Source organism: Methylobacterium sp. 1A, from assembly GCF_058072805.1.
The window spans coordinates 3,920,135-3,935,043 of sequence record NZ_JBYQVE010000001.1; the positions used below are offsets into that span (position 1 = coordinate 3,920,135).

The following is a 14,909-nucleotide window of genomic DNA, read 5'->3' on the forward strand; positions in this document are numbered from 1 at the left end:
CTCGGATCAACGTTGGGCGGCGCACTCGACGGGGCAGAGCGCGCCGCAGGACGGCACCCCCGGCAGGCGGTGGCGCAGGCAGCAGACGCGCCGCCGCCGGCAGCCCGAAGGTCCCGGGCAGAGCGCCTGCGCAAGAGGACTCTCGAGCGGGCTCCTAGCGCAGCCGGGGCCGGCGCGCCATCCGAGGCAGGCCGCGACGTCGTCACAGGCGGCGGCGCGGGCGGCGGCGCGGGCGGTAGGGCAGGTGGTGGTACAGGCGCTCGCGCAGGTGGTGCCGGCCCCCTCCCCGTCCCCAGCCAGCCCGGCGAGCGGGTCCCCGAGTTCCCGGGCGACGTAGTCGAGGATCACCGCGGCGTTGCCCCAGAGGACCCTGGGGGCGATCCCGCACCGGGTGTGGCAGAGCTCGACGAACGGGCGCAGATGCGCCTCCACCAGCCCGGTCAGGCCGGGCGCCGGGCAGGCCGCGCAGGCCGACCCGTCCGCGGGCAGGCGGAAGCGGCGCGGCCGGCCGGCCGCGTCGAGCTCGAGGCTGACCGCGTCGAAGGCGAGCGGCAGCGGCTGGCCGAGGCGCACCAGGGCGGTCAGCGCCGGCGTCGCCAGGGCCGCGAGGTAGAACTGGCTCCAGTAGGAGACCCGGACTCGCGGGTCGGCGGTCCGGAACTCCGCGCCGAACCCGGCCCCGAAGGCGGCCAGCGTCGCGTCGAACACGGCCTCGTCCCGCAGGGCGCCGAGGGGCAGCGCGTCCGGGCCGCCTGGGCCCTCGGCGACCCCGTCCCGGTAGGCCGCGAGCGTGTCGGGAACCTGGGCGGCGACCTCGGCGATCATCGCGCCGCCCCGTCGTCGCGCAGGGTCCGGTCCACCGCGACGGCGAGCCACGCCACCGCGGCGGCGTAGAGCGGCAGGGTGGCGGCGAAGTAGCCCGGCCAGCCGATCCAGCCGGCGAGCGCCGGGGCCGCCACCCGCAGCGGCATCGCGGCGAAGAAGGCGGCGCCGAACAGGAGCGCGTAGTCGGTGGCGGGCTTCGGCCCCTGGGCCCAGCGGTAGATCATGTTGAAGACCGGCACGCCCAGGAACCCGCCCGCGACGAAGCCCAGCACAGCGGCGGCGATGCCGAGATCCGGCACCCGGCCCGCGCAGGCGACGACCATCAGGCCCCCGGAGGCCAGGACGCCGAGGGCCCCCACGGCGATCAGCCGGACCGTGCCGAACCGCGCGGCCAGCCATCCGGCCGCCAGCGCCATGACGAGGTTCACGGCCGGGAGCACGGTGCCGGTGAGCGTGCCGACCTGCCCGAGCGGGACGCCGAGATCGAGGAGCGCCAGGGTGTTGGGCCCGCCCACGAGGTAGGAGGCGGCGAAGTAGGCGCCGAGCACCAGCACGCGACCGCCCAGGCGACGCAGCCGCGCCAGGGAGCCCGACCAGCGTTCCGGGCCCGCACCGGCCGCGGTGCCCGCACCGTCGCTCCGGGTCTCGCGCAGGCGCGACTCCCGGTACCCCAGGATCGGCAGCAGGCAGAGGGCGTCGAGGGCCGCGCAGGCCAGGACCGCCCCGCGCCAGCCCAGGCTGTCGTAGGAGCCGATCAGCACGCCGACCCCCAGGATCCCGCCGAGGGAGGCGCCGCACAGCTTGGCCGAGGCCACGAAGGCGCGCCGCTCCGCCGGCACGGTCTCGACCACCAGGGCCTCGAGGGCGATGTCCATGGTCGCCACGCAGGCGCAGGCGGCGATCGCCAGGGCGAGCAGCGCCGGGAGCGGCCAAGCCTCGCCGAGGCTCAGGACGACCAGCAGGAGCACCGAGGCGGCCTGCGCCGCCGCGATCCAGCCGATCCGGTGGCCGAGGATCGGCAGGCGGAGCCGGTCGAGCAGGGGCGCCCACAGGAAGGTGAGCCCGACCGGCAGGTTGATGAGCTGCAGCAGCCCGACCTCGGCCAGCTCCACGCCCCGCGCCCGCAGGATCAGCGGCGCCCCGCCGGACAGGAAGCCGAGCGTCGCCCCGAAGGTCACGTACAGGCAGAAGAACGGCGCCAGCGGCCGCAGGGCCGCCAGGGTGTCGACGACCCGGGTGCCGATGGCGGGTCCGGCGGAACCGGTCATCGCCCCCCGCACGCCGTACCTCGACCGGTGCCGCGATCCGGGCCGGTCCGGAGACCGCAGTTTATAATCACACTAATCTATTGATTTACCTCGGTTTTCGCTGTTTAGAGAGGCCTGTGCCGGGGATCAAGCCGGCGGGTATTCGCGGCGCGCCGCCCCGCCGGATCTGGCGTTAACCTTTCGTCAACCATGCCCCCGACAGAGTCCCCGGTGGAGGGCTGAGCCATGACCCGACGCCGGGATTTCGACGCGCTGAGCGAGGCGCAGATCGCCGCGGACCGCACGCAGGGACGCTGGGTCGAGCCGAGGGCGGGCTTCCGGCCGGCCGGGCCGCGGGCCGTGTCCGATCTGCTCGACACGATCCAGCACGTGGCCGAGGCCGCGACCGGCGAGCGCAGCTTCCTGCACCTGCGTCCGGAGGCCGGCCGGCCCCGCGGGCGCTGAGGCGAGCCGGCCCACGCTCCCGCCGCCCCGACCGCGCGGCGCACTGGCAAGGGCCGACCGGTTCTGCAACAACGCCGACATGAGACGGCGTCCGGCCCTCGAATTCGCCAACGCGCGCGCCGATCGCATCTGCCCGATCCGGCGGCGCCCCATGGGCGCGGACGCGGCGGCCGGGCTGCTGGTCGGCCATGTCGGCCTGCCCGGTGGCCGCGACGGCCGGATCCGAGGGGCCTGCGCGTCGCCGGCTCCGCCGAGAACGCGATCTTCGCCACCTGCGGACTCGAATCGGGGATTCGGATGATCACCGAGCCGTGCTCCGTGGAGACCCTGGCCGCGCGGGCGCCCGCGCCGATCGCCGGTCGCGACTGACCGCCGATGCCGCTGTCGCTGACGACCCGCATCCTGCTGCTCGTCCTGCTCGCCCTCGCCCCGGCGCTGGCGATCCAGGGCTACAACGAGGTCGCCCTGCGGGCGAGCCGCGACGCGGCCGTGCGGGCCGACGCCCGCGCCACCGCGCGGGACGTCGCGGAGGATTTCGCCCAGATCTCCGAGCGGATGCAGCAGGCCCTCGACCTGATCTCCGAGGATGCCACCGTGCAGGTGCGGGAGCCGGCGGCCTGCACCGCCTACCTGCGGCGGGCTGCCGCGCGGCTGCCGCACGTGCTGCTGATCGCCCTCACCGATCCCGACGGGGCCGTGATCTGCGACAGCGCCGGCGCGCCTGCGGGCTCCTACTCGAGCCGCGGCCGGGCCTATCACCGCCGCGCCCTGGAGCGGGGCGGCTACGCGGTGGGCGGCTACGCGGTCGGCTTCCAGACGAAGCGGCCGTCGATCCACTTCGCCCGGGCCGTCCATGTCGGCGAGTCGGCGGGGGCCCCGGCGGGCGTCCTGCTCGCCGCCGTCGACCTCGACTGGCTCTCCGATCACCTGGAGCAGGCGCTCCATCAGCCGGAGACGGCGATCACCGTGACGGACCGGGACGGCCTGATTATCGCCCGCCGCCCGGACGAGGCGGCCTGGATCGGCAGGCCGATCCCGCCCGACCGGGCCGCTATGCTGGAGGCCCAGGGCAGCGACGTCCGCGTCGCCGCCGGCCTCGACGGCCGGAAGCGGATCATCGCCACCGCGATGCCGGACGGCCCGCTGGCCGGGGTGCGCGTCGTCGTCGGGCGCGACTACGCCACCGCCTTCGCGGATATCGACGCCGCCACCCGCCGCGGGCTGGTTCTGATCGCCCTGGGGGCGGCCCTGGCGCTCGCCGCCGCCCTCGTGGCCGGGCGGGTGTTCATCCGGCGACCGGTCGACCGGCTCCTGCGCACCGCGGCGGCGTGGCAGGCCGGCGACCTCGCCGCCCGCACCGGCCTGCGCGGGGCCGCGGAGTTCGACCGGCTCGGCAGCAAGCTCGACGCCATGGCCGGCACTCTCCAGCGCAGCACCGCCGAGCTGCGCGCGGAGATCCAGCGCGGGCGCGCCCTGCAGGTGCAGCAGGGCACGATGCTGCACGAGCTGAACCACCGGGTGAAGAATACCCTGGCCACCGTCCAGGCCCTGGCCCGGCAGTCCCGCGGCTCCGCGGAGGTCCTGGAGGCGCGGATCCTGGCCCTGTCGAAGACCCACGACCTCCTGACCCGCGAGGACTGGAGCGGGGCCCCCCTGCGCGAGGTGCTGGAGAGCGAGCTCGGCCCCTACCGGACCGGCGACGACCAGATCCGCCTGGACGGGCCGGACGTGTCGCTGAGCCCCCGCGAGGTGCTGGCCCTCGGCATGACGGTCCACGAGCTGACCACCAACGCGGCCAAGTACGGCGCCCTCTCGGTCCGCGAGGGCCGCGTCCGGGTGGCGTGGTCGCTCGCCGCCGGCGCGGCCGGGGAGCGGCGCCTGCGGCTCAGCTGGGAGGAGCGCGGCGGCCCGCCGGTGCGGGCGCCGACCCGGGTGGGCTTCGGGACGCGGCTGATCGCCGGCGGCGTGCGGCGCGAACTCGCCGGCACCGTCGACCTCGCCTTCGAGGCCGAGGGCCTGCGCTGTCGCCTCGACGTCCCGCTCGATCCGGGTCTCGGCACCATGCTGGCGCCGACGGGCTAGGTGCAGCTCGGCTCGGGCGGATTCAGTCGTCAGAGCAGAGCTTTGAGCACGGATCCTCGCAGATCGGTTGAACGCGCCCCTCCGTACGCCGCGCGTCGCGCGCGGTCGACCCGCGCTCAGAGTGCGCGCGAGCATTCATCTGAAACGCGTTGATACCTTTGGGTTTTCCGGTCCCGGTATCACGCGCCAGCGCGCGTCACCTCCTGGACATCGCGCTTTACCTGCCGCCACGTCCGCCAGGGCTCGAGGTTCGAGAGCGCCATCCGGCGGGCGCCCATCCAGCCGAGGCCGAGCGCGATGACGAGGAACGGCGCGGCGACGATCAGCGCGGCCGGCGCCTCGGCACCGAATGGCACGGCCAGCAGCTTCACCACGGCGTCGAGGCCGAGGAAGAAGGTGACGATCAGCAGCACCGGGATCGTGCCGACGATGGCGATCAGCGACACGATCGCCCGGAAATTGCCGTCGACCTCCGTCCGCGCCAGCGTGAGCAGCGCCTCGACATGCGCCGTGCCCTCGCGCAGGGCCGCGATCAGCAGGGCGAGGGTTCCGTCCGGGGTCTGACGCATGGATACGAGAATCCTCGGGGCCGTCACCGGCCGGCTCTCGCCAACGGGGCCGCGGCCCGAAGCGTTCCGCGCCGGTTGCTCACAGCATCAGGAGCAGGGCGCCGAGGATCAGCACGGTCGCCAGGCCTGCCAGGAGGACGGCCCGGCCGGCATCGGCGCCGTCGTCCGGGATCGGCTCCGGGGCGTCCGGCGCGGCGAATGCGGGCGCCGCGAAGGCCGCGCCCTGCCCCGCCTCCGCGGCCCGGATCGGCGGCGTTCCGGGCTGCGGCGCCGGGAGGGCGACCGAGACCGGGACCGCTCGGTCCGTCGGGGGGCCGAAGGCCTCCGGCTCGACGCTCACGCCCGCCGCCTCCAGCTCCAGCATCACGAGGACCAGGGCGTCGACGTCCATGCGCTCGACGGGCAGCGCGGCGCGCAGATCGTCGGCGGTGAGGAGGCCCCGGTCGCGGCCGAGGGCGACCAGCCGGTCGAGCGTCGCGCGATCCAGAGCCTGCGTCATGTCCCGCCTCCGCGGCCGCGTCCCGATGGTCCATCGAGAACGCGCCGGGGTGGCGCCGGTTACCGGCGGCCGCGGGTGTTCCGGCGCTAGGCCCCGAGGGCGGGCGCGGCCGCCGGGATCGCGCCGGGCTCCGGCCGCGCGCCGCCCGGTCCCGGCCGGAACCGGAGCATCGGCCGCTCGATCAGGTACCAGCTCAGCAGGCCGAGCGGGATGGCGGCCGCGAGGGCGAGGGCGGCGACCGTCCAGGGCGAGATGCCGGGGATCCGCGCGACCAGCAGGTTCTGCACCGGCCACGCGTAGAGGTAGAGCCCGTAGGACGGGTCGACCTGGGCGGTGGCGCGGCTGAGGGCGGTGGGGCGCACCGCGAAGGCGAACCAGAAGATCAGGTAGCCGCCGAGGATCGCGAAGGCCGGCTCGGCCAGCGGTCGGCTGAACATCAGCGGCAGGAGCAGCAGGGCGGCGCGGGTCGCGCCGCGCCGCGTGTAGGCGATCCGGTCGGCGAACAGCCGGAAGGCGCCGCCGCAGCAGAACACGAAGGTGAGGCGGATCATCTCCGACAGGGATCCGAGGGTGTCGCCCGGATGCCCGACGGGCAGGAAGAGCCAGCGCAGGGCGAGGAGGCTGCCGAGCCCCCCGAGCAGGCCGAGATAGCGCCCGCGGCGGCGCAGGGCGCGGGCGGTGCCCACGAGGCCGAGCAGCAGGTAGCAGCCGAACTCGCACGGAATGGTCCACATCGAGCCGTTGAGCAGCGGGTAGGGCAGCTCGGCGAAGGCGCCCGGGACCACCGGCATCAGCAGCAGCGACAGCCGCAGCAGCGTCTCGAGTGGCGAGGCGGCCGCGAGGTTGCCGCCGCCGAGGGGCGCGACGACGGCGATGCAGAGCAGGGACGCGACCACGAAGGCCGGGTAGATCCGCAGCGCCCGCCGCGCGAGATAGTCGCCGAAGGAGCGCTTGGCGCGGTAGCTCGCGGTGATCAGGTAGCCGCTCACGAGGAAGAAGCCGTCGACGGCGATCTCCCCCAGGGACAGGGTTCCGAAGACCTGCGTCAGCAACTCCCGGGACCGGTTCCCGTCCACGAGCTCGGGGGCGTGCGCGAGGATCACCAGGCCCGCGAACAGGAGGCGCAGGGACCCGAAATTGTTCGCCCGCGGATCCCGGCCGCCCGTCGTCTCCGCCACCTCTGCCCGCTCCGCGACGCCTCTGCCCGCCGCCCAGGGGCCGGGAAACGGCGCGCGAAGGCAAGGACGCCGGGGCAACACGCGCCGGAGATCTGGCCGCGTCGCCCGCGTTCGCACGCGACGGTGCGGGCGCCGTTGCGCTCCCGGCGCGGTTGGGCTAGGGAATGGCCACGGCCAGCACCCGTAGCTCAGCTGGATAGAGCGTTGCCCTCCGAAGGCAAAGGTCACACGTTCGAATCGTGTCGGGTGCGCCAATTTTTCTTGGACGCCACATAAGTTTCGACTGGCGTCATTCTGGCGCAACTCCGCGCCAGCAAAGATTCTACAGGTAGAGACCTGCCGCGCAAGGCATTTTTGGTCTTTGTCTCGTTTGGATTTGTCGTGGATCAACCGAGTGGCCCGCAGGCGCGGACCCCGTGGTCGGCGGCACATACCGACGTTCGCACTTAACGAATGCTGATCGAAGAGCCGTGTCGTGGGCAGGGTGCGCATCCCGGTCAGCCGGCTCCGTCTGGCCCGCACCACTCAAAATTGCCGTCGGCAGAAGACGACCGTGGATGGGCTTGTGCGCGCGAAACCCGCACAAGCACTCGCCCCATGAGCGTATTCATTCGAGCAGACAGGTAACTGGGCCGCGTTCTCGGCACCGACGCAGGCCAACAGGCCGTTCCGGTCAGCCTACGTCGAGCCAAGGACGTCGCGGGGCTGCAGAATTAGCAATTGCACCCTTCCCAATCCGCCGTGCGGTCCATTATGTCTCTAGCGACTATAGTATCAGGGACATGCGATGCATTCATTCGCCATTGGCGTGCTTTCGGAACGGACTGGGGTCAAGGTGCCGACCATCCGCTTCTATGAGTCCATTGGGCTTCTGCCCGCGCCTGAGCGGACGCAGACCAATCGCCGGACCTACGACGACAATACCGTGAGGCGTCTGCGCTTCATCCGGCATGCGCGGGAGCTTGGGTTCGAGGTGGAGGCTATCAGGACCCTGCTCGATCTCGCCGCCCATCCGGAGCGTCCCTGCGAGGAGGCAGATGCCATCGCGCGCGATCACCTCGCCGATATCGACGACCGGATCGCACGTCTGACCGGCCTCAGGCAGGAGGTCCATGCCATGGTCGAGCAATGCTCGGGCGGGCCGGTCCGGGAATGCCGGATCATCGAGGTTCTCGCGGATCACGGCGAGTGCCTGAACGAGCGTCATTGAACTGGCAGGGTGCGGCACCCTGCACCTCGACGTCTCTCTTGCTTCTCTAGCGGCTAGAGGATGTACGCGTCCCCGATGGCATCGGGGCCGGCACGTCCCGGAGGCGAGAGGGTCGGCGAGGATGGCTGAGCACCATGACGAACACGGACGTGATCATAGGCACGGTGGCCACGGCCAAGATCACGCCCATGGCCACAGTCACGGGAGCCTTGGGCACGTCCACGCACCTGCCAGCTTTGGCAAGGCGTTCGCCGTCGGTATCGCCCTGAACCTCGCATTCGTGGCCGCCGAGGTGATCTATGGACTGTTAGGGCACTCGGTCGCCCTGCTCGCCGACGCGGGACACAACATGTCCGACGTGCTCGGCCTCGGGGTCGCCTGGGCCGCCACCGTGCTCGCCAAGCGCACCCCGACGGCTCGGTTCACGTATGGGCTCGGCGGCTCGTCCATCCTGGCGGCTCTGTTCAATGCGGTGTTCCTGCTGGTCGTGGTCGGCGGCCTGTCCTGGGAAGCCATTCAGCGCTTGGTCGAGCCGGAACCCGTCGCCGGCAAAACGGTGATGGCCGTTGCGGCCATCGGCATCGTGCTCAACGGCGTCTGCGCCTGGCTGTTCGCGTCGGGTCGAAAGGGGGACCTGAACGTGCGCGGCGCGTTCTTGCACATGGCCGCCGACGCGCTGGTCTCGGCCGGCGTGGTGGTGGCTGGCCTTGTGATCCTTCTGACCGGGTGGACTTGGCTCGACCCCGCGGTCACCCTCGCCATCAATGCGGTGATCGTATGGGGCACCTGGAGCTTGCTTACGGGCTCGGTGAGCATGTCGCTGGGCGCGGTACCCCCGGGCGTCGACCTGACCCAGGTCCGGTCGTCCCTGGAAGGGAAACCCGGCGTGGCTGAAGTGCACGACCTGCATGTCTGGTCGCTCAGCACGACCGACGTCGCCATGACCGCCCACCTCCTGATGCCGGGCGGTCATCCGGGCGACGCCTTCCTGCTCGGCGCCGCCGGGGACCTCAAGGAGCGTTTCGGGATCGGGCATGTGACGCTGCAGGTGGAAACCGATCCTGCGACGTCCTGCTCGCTAGCACCCAATCACGTTGTCTGAGGCCGGGATGCAAGTTTGGACCTACACCCTGATCCCGGTGGCCGCGGCAATTGTCGGCGCCGCGGTCGCTGTCAACCTGCGGCCGGGGCCCGTCCTCGTCAGCGCGATCCAGCACTTCGCCGCCGGCGTCGTTTTCGCCGCGGCCGCGGGCGAGATCCTGCCCGACCTCAAGCATGCCGGCTCTCCCTGGGCTACCCTCATCGGCGGCGGGGTCGGCGTCGCGGCCATGCTCGGCGTGCGAACCCTGGAACGGCAGATGAAGGGGCCGGTCGGGCTGATGTCGGTCACCGGGATCGACATCCTGGTGGACGGCCTCGTCCTCGGCATCGCGTTCGCCGCCGGGGCCAAGGCGGGCATCCTCCTGACCGTCGCGTTGACCATCGAGGTTCTGTTCCTCGGGCTCACGGTCGCGAACGAGCTCGGCGAGGGCGGCGTCTCCAAGTGGAAGGTGGTCGGAGCCACCGCAGGCCTCGTCCTACTTCTGCCGCTCGGAGCGCTGCTCGGTGGCCCGGTCGGCTCGATGCCCGCGGCTGTCCAGGGCGGATTCCTCGCCTTCGGCCTGATCGCACTGCTCTATCTCGTCACGGAGGAACTGCTCGTCGAGGCTCACGAGACCGAGGATCGCCCTTGGGTGACAGCCATGTTCTTCGTCGGTTTCCTACTGCTTCTGCTCCTCGACGAGCTCGTCGGATGACGTCGGGCGGGCGAGGCTCGCTCCCGCGCGGCCCGCGCCCGGGGCGACGGCGGACGGCCCGTCCCCGTCGTGCCGCCGGGCAGCCCGCTTCAGGGGGGCGAGGCGACGAAGGCTCAGGAACGTCACGACGCTCAGGATGGCGCCGATGTCGTAGAGGCCATAGCCGACCGCCGCGCCGACCGCGCCGGTCGCCCACAAGCTCGCGGCCGTCGCCGTGCCCGACGCGTGCCCGGCGCGCTTCAGGATCGCGCCGCCGCCGATGAAGCCGACGCCGGTGGCCAAGCCTTCGATGATGCGGGCCTGGCCGGCCGAGTCGGCACCGAGGACCCGAATGGCGACCAGCACGAAGCCGCAAGCGGCGATCGAGACGAGGGGAAAGGTTCGGATCCCCGCGGAGCGTGCGTCCCGCTCGCGGTCCCATCCAATCGGGATTGCGAGCGCGAAGGCCACTGAGAGGTTCACGAGGTGGGAGGCGACCTCCCATGCGTTTGCCTCGAACGCTGTCATGGCTGGATCCGGCACCGGGTGTCGCGACGGGCAAGGGCGCGATCCCGGCGGGCGGCCCGGCAGGGTCGGCGGGAGCTACCCGGACCCGTCCGGGAAGCCGGGTAGATAGCCGTTTTCCGAGAGGGCGAGCGGCCTTGACACATTTTGTCACGAACGGGACAGATCGCGCCTGGTGGTCGCGGGGGCCTATCTCGCTGAGTGGGCCGGGGCGAAGCGAGGTTGACCTGCCAAGCGACCGGATGGCCTGCCCGTCCGCAGAGCGGCCCCGGCTGACACGGTACGGTGGAAGGTTCGTTTCCATGGCGCTACAGGCGGACGAGACCCGGTCCGCCGAGGCCGACCGATCACGCCGAGCTTGGTGCGCGCGCCCACTGGCGGACTGGTCATACGGGGAGGTCACGTCGAGGCGGGCCCGGTCCGGTCGCGCCTCTTCGACCGGCTGGACGCGCGGCTGATGGAACGAGGAGAGACTTCCCCGGTGGAGCACATCCTGCTCGTCGAGGACGACGACGGCATGCGCATGCTCGTCGCGCGCATCCTTCGGGAGAGCGGCTACCGCGTGACAGGGTGCCGGAGCGGCGCCGAGATGTGGACGCTCCTGCCCGAAATCGCCGTCGACCTCATCCTGCTTGACGTCATGCTGCCTGGCGCCTCGGGATTCGACCTGCTGAAGGCCCTCAGGGTGAAGGGCACCGTCCCCGTCATCATGCTGAGCGCCCGCAACGAGGAGGCCGACCGGGTCCTCGGCCTGGAACTCGGCGCCGACGATTACGTCTCCAAGCCGTTCGGGCGGCCCGAGCTGTTGGCCCGCATACGCGCGGTACTGCGACGAGCGGCAATCGTGCCCGTTCCCAACGCAGCGGCGCGGCCCGATACCCTGTCCTTTGCTGGCTGGCGCCTCGACCTGCGCAGCAGGGCATTGACCGATCCCGAGGGGGCAGTCGTCGACCTATCGGGCGCGGAGCACGATCTTCTCCTGGTCTTTCTGGAGCATCCCGGGCGGGTTCTCGGCCGCGAGCAGATCCTTGAGATGGGCCGCGGTCGCCTCGCCTCGCCGTCCGACCGCAGCGTCGACACCCTCGTCAGCCGGCTCCGGCGCAAGCTCGAACCGCCCGACGGTGCTGCGCCGGTGATCAAGACGGTGCGCGGCTCCGGCTACATGCTGGCCGCAAAGGTCGGGCGCTCTTGAAGGGGCTGGCCGGTCTCGCCCGTAGCCTGGAAGGGCGCACGGTCGCCGTCCTGCTGCTGGCGGTCCTGGCAGTGCACGGCGGGGCGCTCCTGCTCTACCGCCAATCTGCGACCGCCGCGGCCGACGACGCCTTCGCGACCGAGATCGCCCACCAACTCGTCCTGGCGCGCGAGGCGGTCTTGCGCCGGCCGCCGGAGGACCGCGGCACCGAGGCGAAGGCACTTTCGTCCGCGCATTTCGAGATCGGCTGGGACCGGGGGCCGCCCGCCGGGGCCTTCGAGACCGACGCGGCGCTGCGGGACCTGCGCGACCGCGTGCTGGAGATCGAACCGGTGCTCGGCCCAAAACTGGCGCTGACCCTCGCCGCGCCGGACGAGCCGCTGCGTCAGCGGGACTTGCGCGGCGCCTTCCCGCTGCCGGATGGCGGCTACCTGACCTTCCGTTCGGCCCACGCGCCGGGCCTCGCCCGCCTAGGGCCCTGGGCCTACCTGGCGACGGCGATGGCTATCCTGGTCGGCATCGCCGCCGTGGTTGTGGTGCACCGCATCGCCGGCCCACTGCGCGAGCTGACCCGCGCCACCGGGCGAATCGGGCGAGGGGCGGTCGTGCCGGTGCCGGAGGTCGGGCCGGACGAGACGCGCGGGATCGGGCGCGCCCTGAACGCGATGCAGGCCCGCATCCACGGCCTCGTCGCCGAGCGGACCCAGGCGCTGGCGGCGGTCTCGCACGACCTGCGAACGCCCATCGCGCGGCTCCGCCTGCGCCTAGACCGGGTCGAGGACGCCGACGAACGGCGCGCCATGGCGGCGGACCTCGACGAGATGCAGGCCATGGTCGAGGCCACACTAGCGTACGTGCGCGGCGGCGACGACCCGGAGGCACGCCAAGTCACTAACCTCGCGAGCCTCCTGATGGGGGTGGCGGACGCCTCGGCGGACGCGGGCCGGGATGTCGCGTACGCCGGACCCGGACGGGCGCTGGCGGAGGTGAGGCCGGTCGCGCTTCGGCGAGCACTGGAAAACCTGGTCGACAACGGCGTGCGCTACGGCGGCCGTGTGCGCATCGACCTGGGCTTCGACGACGACGCCCTCGTGGTGCACGTCGACGACGACGGGCCCGGTATCCCGCCGGAGGACGTCGCTCGGGCCTTCGAGCCGTTCGTGCGGCTGGAGGCATCGCGGAACCGTAACACAGGCGGGACCGGCCTGGGTCTGACCATCGCGAGGCGGGCGGTCGAGGCCGAGGGCGGCCGACTTGACTTGTCGAACCGACCCGGGGGAGGCCTCCGGGCCGAAATTCGCTTGTCCGGGGCGCGGGGACGCGGCGGCGCCCCCTCGGCCGACCCTTAGCGCGCGGTCGCCGGTGCGTCGGGGTGCGCATCCGGCTGCGCCGACCGCTCGTTGGATACGTAGGCGCTTCCCGGGAGCGCCAGGGTCAGGAGGAAGGTGGCCGCCGCCAGCGCCGCGGAGAGCGCGGCGGGCACGAGGAAGGCGTCGGTCCCGAGCAGCCTCTGCAGGAAGCCGCCCGCGACCGCACCCGAGGTCAGGCCCGCCCAGAGCGGCGCCTGGAGCCAGAACGAGGGCGCGGGCTCGTGCAGGATCATGTTCGCCAGCCCCGTCCCGAAACGCACGACCGTTCCCGTGACGTAGGTCAGTGCCAAGCTTCGGCCGCCCTCGTCCTGCAGGGTCGCGTTGAGGATCCCCAACGCCAGGACGACCGGGTACGCGTGAAGCGGGAATGCTTCCGGCCCCTCTGGCAGGAGGTTTCCGACGGACAGCAGCACGGCTTGGACGCCGAGCAGGACCGAGAGGCGCCACCGGCCGGCCCAGGCCGCCAGCAGCGTCCCGGCGAAGGCGCCGAAGCAGAACAGCGAGATGGTGCTGCCGAAGCGCATGGCTCCCGACCAGTCGAAACCGCTGGCCGCGACCCCGAAGCGCGTCGTGTTCCCGCTCATGAACGACATGAAGAGCTGTGAGTGTTCGAGGAACCCGATCGAGTCCGCGGAGCCCGCCAGCGCGGCCAGCGCTATGGCGAGCGGCACGCGCGTCGTGGGACTTGACGGGAAGGATCTGTCCATTCGTCACCTATCACCTGAGGGTGTCTTCCGGCCGCGCTCGGTCGGGCCGGCCACCCCCGGGGTTAAGCTTGTCCCATGGTCACGGCTTTTCGGGACGGTGACGAAGTGTGTCGACCCGATCATCCAGGCGGCGGATCGGCTCGGATGCCGGTCGTGAAGGGCGGACACACTTCGTCACGAACGCGGCGACCGACAGCCATACGGGCCGTCTATCTCGGGTCCCGAAGCGGTCGATCAGGCCGCAGTTCGAACAGGAGATGGACCCATGAAGCGGACACTCGCCGTTGCTCTCGCCGCCGCAACGCTCGCGGCGGCCACGATGCCTGCGCTCGCGATCGACGGGCACGGAAACGCGGCGAACCCCGAGCGTGCGGTCCCGAACACCGGCGGCGTCTCCGGTGGACCGGCCCACCGCGATGATCCGCGGATCCGTGAGTCGCAGGAGAGGCGGCCCGACGGCACGCCGGCGCACGGCGCCAACGACGGCCACGCCCACGGGCACAGCCAGGACCCCATCGGAAAGAGGTGACACCCGCGCGGACAGAAGGCGAAGGGTGGAGATGCCGTCATGCGACTGCTGCCACTCCTCGTCGTGTTCGCGGTTCTCGCAGCGGGTATCGGCTACGCTCTCGCTTGAGCTGTCTCGCGCGACAAAGGGTTCACGGTGCGTAGTCTGCCCCTCAAGCGTACCGTGGAACGCCCGCCCCGACGCAAGTCGGGGCGGGTACGTCGGCGGAGCCGAACAACCTTTGCGCCGTCCGGCGCCCTGGGGGGGCGACGGCTTGCGGTGAAATCCTCTAATCAGTCATAAGGGCGGAGATGCCAGCGGCGCGCAGCCATAGTTCCTTCGGGATGATCACGGGGTGGTGGGCCACCGCCGCGCGTGCGCTCGCCTTGGTCCTGGCGCTCGCCGTCGCGACGCCGACCGTCGGACTGGCCGCCGATCTAGCGTACCACCAGGGTCATCAGGGGCACGGTTACGCGGAGTTCGTCGAGGTGTCGGAGGAGGCGGCCAGCGAGAAGGCCGTCGACCCGGGGGTGCATTGCCATCTCCATTGCGGCTGCCACGTCGCCGTCAATCCGCACCAGCCGATTGCGGCCACGCCGCACTTGGCCTCGCGGGTGAGCTTCACGACGCTGGCCGCGTCCGTGCGCTCGGTTTTTCCGGACCGCCTGCCGAAACCCCCCCGGGCCTGAGTCGACGCTGCCTCGGGCTCGCCCCCGCGGAGCCGAGCGCTTCCGAGGCATAGCCGCACGTCACCCAG

General features: G+C 72.1%; 16 protein-coding genes and 1 tRNA gene. 10 read left to right on the forward strand and 7 right to left on the reverse strand.

Features of this window, described 5'->3' with window-relative positions; genetic code table 11:
• Nucleotides 1-6: 6 nt before the first annotated feature.
• Entirely contained in the window at nt 7-825 is an 819-nt protein-coding gene (fhuF, locus tag ACX9MN_RS18910; protein WP_489725057.1) for a siderophore-iron reductase FhuF, read from the reverse strand.
• Nucleotides 822-2,093, reverse strand: a complete 1,272-nt coding sequence (locus tag ACX9MN_RS18915) for an MFS transporter (RefSeq protein WP_331298195.1) — start codon at nt 2,091-2,093, stop codon at nt 822-824. The genes fhuF and ACX9MN_RS18915 overlap by 4 nt, the downstream gene beginning before the upstream one ends.
• A 225-nt stretch (nt 2,094-2,318) precedes the next feature.
• Between ACX9MN_RS18915 and ACX9MN_RS18920 the strand changes: the two genes are divergently transcribed.
• Together ACX9MN_RS18920 and ACX9MN_RS18925 are read left to right on the forward strand one after the other, a co-directional pair.
• On the forward strand, nt 2,319-2,537 hold the full coding sequence (locus tag ACX9MN_RS18920) for a hypothetical protein (protein ID WP_020094759.1): 219 nt from the start codon (nt 2,319-2,321) through the stop codon (nt 2,535-2,537).
• A 375-nt stretch (nt 2,538-2,912) separates the two neighbouring features.
• A complete protein-coding gene (locus ACX9MN_RS18925) occupies nt 2,913-4,619 on the forward strand; it encodes an HWE histidine kinase domain-containing protein (protein WP_132367825.1) in 1,707 nt (568 codons plus the stop codon).
• 179 nt (nt 4,620-4,798) lie between these two features.
• Here ACX9MN_RS18925 and ACX9MN_RS18930 read toward each other — a convergent pair whose 3' ends face one another.
• The 3 genes from ACX9MN_RS18930 to ACX9MN_RS18940 all read right to left on the reverse strand — a co-directional run bounded on the left by ACX9MN_RS18930 (nt 4,799) and on the right by ACX9MN_RS18940 (nt 6,865).
• On the reverse strand, nt 4,799-5,188 hold the full coding sequence (locus ACX9MN_RS18930; RefSeq protein ID WP_042669436.1) for a phage holin family protein: 390 nt from the start codon (nt 5,186-5,188) through the stop codon (nt 4,799-4,801).
• 79 nt (nt 5,189-5,267) lie between these two features.
• Nucleotides 5,268-5,687, reverse strand: a complete 420-nt coding sequence (locus ACX9MN_RS18935; RefSeq protein ID WP_489725058.1) for an RNA polymerase sigma factor region1.1 domain-containing protein — start codon at nt 5,685-5,687, stop codon at nt 5,268-5,270.
• An 86-nt stretch (nt 5,688-5,773) separates the two neighbouring features.
• Nucleotides 5,774-6,865, reverse strand: coding sequence for an acyltransferase family protein (locus ACX9MN_RS18940; protein ID WP_234080860.1), 1,092 nt, complete (start codon nt 6,863-6,865; stop codon nt 5,774-5,776).
• Between the two features lie 177 nt (nt 6,866-7,042).
• Here ACX9MN_RS18940 and ACX9MN_RS18945 point away from each other — a divergent pair.
• From ACX9MN_RS18945 to ACX9MN_RS18960, 4 genes are all read left to right on the forward strand, one after another.
• Nucleotides 7,043-7,119: transfer RNA gene (locus tag ACX9MN_RS18945), tRNA-Arg, on the forward strand.
• 533 nt (nt 7,120-7,652) lie between these two features.
• A complete protein-coding gene (locus tag ACX9MN_RS18950; protein WP_489725059.1) occupies nt 7,653-8,075 on the forward strand; it encodes a MerR family transcriptional regulator in 423 nt (140 codons plus the stop codon).
• Nucleotides 8,076-8,196: 121 nt separating this feature from the next.
• Complete coding sequence (locus ACX9MN_RS18955; protein ID WP_489725060.1) at nt 8,197-9,177, forward strand: cation diffusion facilitator family transporter; 981 nt, start codon at nt 8,197-8,199, stop codon at nt 9,175-9,177.
• 7 nt (nt 9,178-9,184) lie between these two features.
• The gene (locus ACX9MN_RS18960) at nt 9,185-9,871 is read left to right on the forward strand and encodes a ZIP family metal transporter (RefSeq protein ID WP_489725061.1); all 687 of its coding nucleotides are present in this window, start codon (nt 9,185-9,187) and stop codon (nt 9,869-9,871) included.
• On the opposite strand, the gene ACX9MN_RS18965 is transcribed toward ACX9MN_RS18960, so the two are convergent.
• Nucleotides 9,836-10,378 carry an MgtC/SapB family protein gene (locus ACX9MN_RS18965; RefSeq protein WP_489725062.1) on the reverse strand — a complete coding sequence of 181 codons (543 nt, stop codon included), beginning with the start codon at nt 10,376-10,378 and terminating at the stop codon, nt 9,836-9,838. The two genes, ACX9MN_RS18960 and ACX9MN_RS18965, sit on opposite strands and share 36 nt — an antisense overlap.
• Nucleotides 10,379-10,832: 454 nt before the next feature.
• Between ACX9MN_RS18965 and ACX9MN_RS18970 the strand changes: the two genes are divergently transcribed.
• Together ACX9MN_RS18970 and ACX9MN_RS18975 are read left to right on the forward strand one after the other, a co-directional pair.
• Nucleotides 10,833-11,567, forward strand: a complete 735-nt coding sequence (locus ACX9MN_RS18970; RefSeq protein ID WP_489725240.1) for a response regulator transcription factor — start codon at nt 10,833-10,835, stop codon at nt 11,565-11,567.
• Nucleotides 11,564-12,916: an ATP-binding protein gene (locus ACX9MN_RS18975; protein ID WP_489725063.1), complete on the forward strand. Its 1,353-nt coding sequence runs from the start codon at nt 11,564-11,566 to the stop codon at nt 12,914-12,916. Before ACX9MN_RS18970 ends, ACX9MN_RS18975 begins: the two co-directional genes overlap by 4 nt.
• On the opposite strand, the gene ACX9MN_RS18980 is transcribed toward ACX9MN_RS18975, so the two are convergent.
• Nucleotides 12,913-13,644: a YoaK family protein gene (locus ACX9MN_RS18980; protein WP_489725064.1), complete on the reverse strand. Its 732-nt coding sequence runs from the start codon at nt 13,642-13,644 to the stop codon at nt 12,913-12,915. The genes ACX9MN_RS18975 and ACX9MN_RS18980 overlap by 4 nt on opposite strands.
• 265 nt (nt 13,645-13,909) lie before the next feature.
• Here ACX9MN_RS18980 and ACX9MN_RS18985 point away from each other — a divergent pair, with 265 nt between their 5' ends.
• Both ACX9MN_RS18985 and ACX9MN_RS18990 read left to right on the forward strand, forming a co-directional pair.
• Nucleotides 13,910-14,173, forward strand: coding sequence for a hypothetical protein (locus ACX9MN_RS18985; RefSeq protein WP_489725065.1), 264 nt, complete (start codon nt 13,910-13,912; stop codon nt 14,171-14,173).
• A 323-nt stretch (nt 14,174-14,496) separates the two neighbouring features.
• The gene (locus tag ACX9MN_RS18990; protein WP_489725066.1) at nt 14,497-14,841 is read left to right on the forward strand and encodes a hypothetical protein; all 345 of its coding nucleotides are present in this window, start codon (nt 14,497-14,499) and stop codon (nt 14,839-14,841) included.
• Nucleotides 14,842-14,909 lie beyond the last annotated feature (68 nt).

Excerpts from the sequence above, each read along its gene's own strand:
- fhuF (WP_489725057.1), bottom strand. The coding sequence starts at position 825 with ATGATCGCCGAGGTCGCCGCCCAGGTTCCCGACACGCTCGCGGCCTAC.
- ACX9MN_RS18915 (WP_331298195.1), bottom strand. The coding sequence starts at position 2,093 with ATGACCGGTTCCGCCGGACCCGCCATCGGCACCCGGGTCGTCGACACC.
- ACX9MN_RS18920 (WP_020094759.1), top strand. The coding sequence starts at position 2,319 with ATGACCCGACGCCGGGATTTCGACGCGCTGAGCGAGGCGCAGATCGCC.
- ACX9MN_RS18925 (WP_132367825.1), top strand. The coding sequence starts at position 2,913 with ATGCCGCTGTCGCTGACGACCCGCATCCTGCTGCTCGTCCTGCTCGCC.
- ACX9MN_RS18930 (WP_042669436.1), bottom strand. The coding sequence starts at position 5,188 with ATGCGTCAGACCCCGGACGGAACCCTCGCCCTGCTGATCGCGGCCCTG.
- ACX9MN_RS18935 (WP_489725058.1), bottom strand. The coding sequence starts at position 5,687 with ATGACGCAGGCTCTGGATCGCGCGACGCTCGACCGGCTGGTCGCCCTC.
- ACX9MN_RS18950 (WP_489725059.1), top strand. The coding sequence starts at position 7,653 with ATGCATTCATTCGCCATTGGCGTGCTTTCGGAACGGACTGGGGTCAAG.
- ACX9MN_RS18955 (WP_489725060.1), top strand. The coding sequence starts at position 8,197 with ATGGCTGAGCACCATGACGAACACGGACGTGATCATAGGCACGGTGGC.
- ACX9MN_RS18960 (WP_489725061.1), top strand. The coding sequence starts at position 9,185 with ATGCAAGTTTGGACCTACACCCTGATCCCGGTGGCCGCGGCAATTGTC.
- ACX9MN_RS18965 (WP_489725062.1), bottom strand. The coding sequence starts at position 10,378 with ATGACAGCGTTCGAGGCAAACGCATGGGAGGTCGCCTCCCACCTCGTG.
- ACX9MN_RS18970 (WP_489725240.1), top strand. The coding sequence starts at position 10,833 with ATGGAACGAGGAGAGACTTCCCCGGTGGAGCACATCCTGCTCGTCGAG.
- ACX9MN_RS18980 (WP_489725064.1), bottom strand. The coding sequence starts at position 13,644 with ATGGACAGATCCTTCCCGTCAAGTCCCACGACGCGCGTGCCGCTCGCC.
- ACX9MN_RS18985 (WP_489725065.1), top strand. The coding sequence starts at position 13,910 with ATGAAGCGGACACTCGCCGTTGCTCTCGCCGCCGCAACGCTCGCGGCG.
- ACX9MN_RS18990 (WP_489725066.1), top strand. The coding sequence starts at position 14,497 with ATGATCACGGGGTGGTGGGCCACCGCCGCGCGTGCGCTCGCCTTGGTC.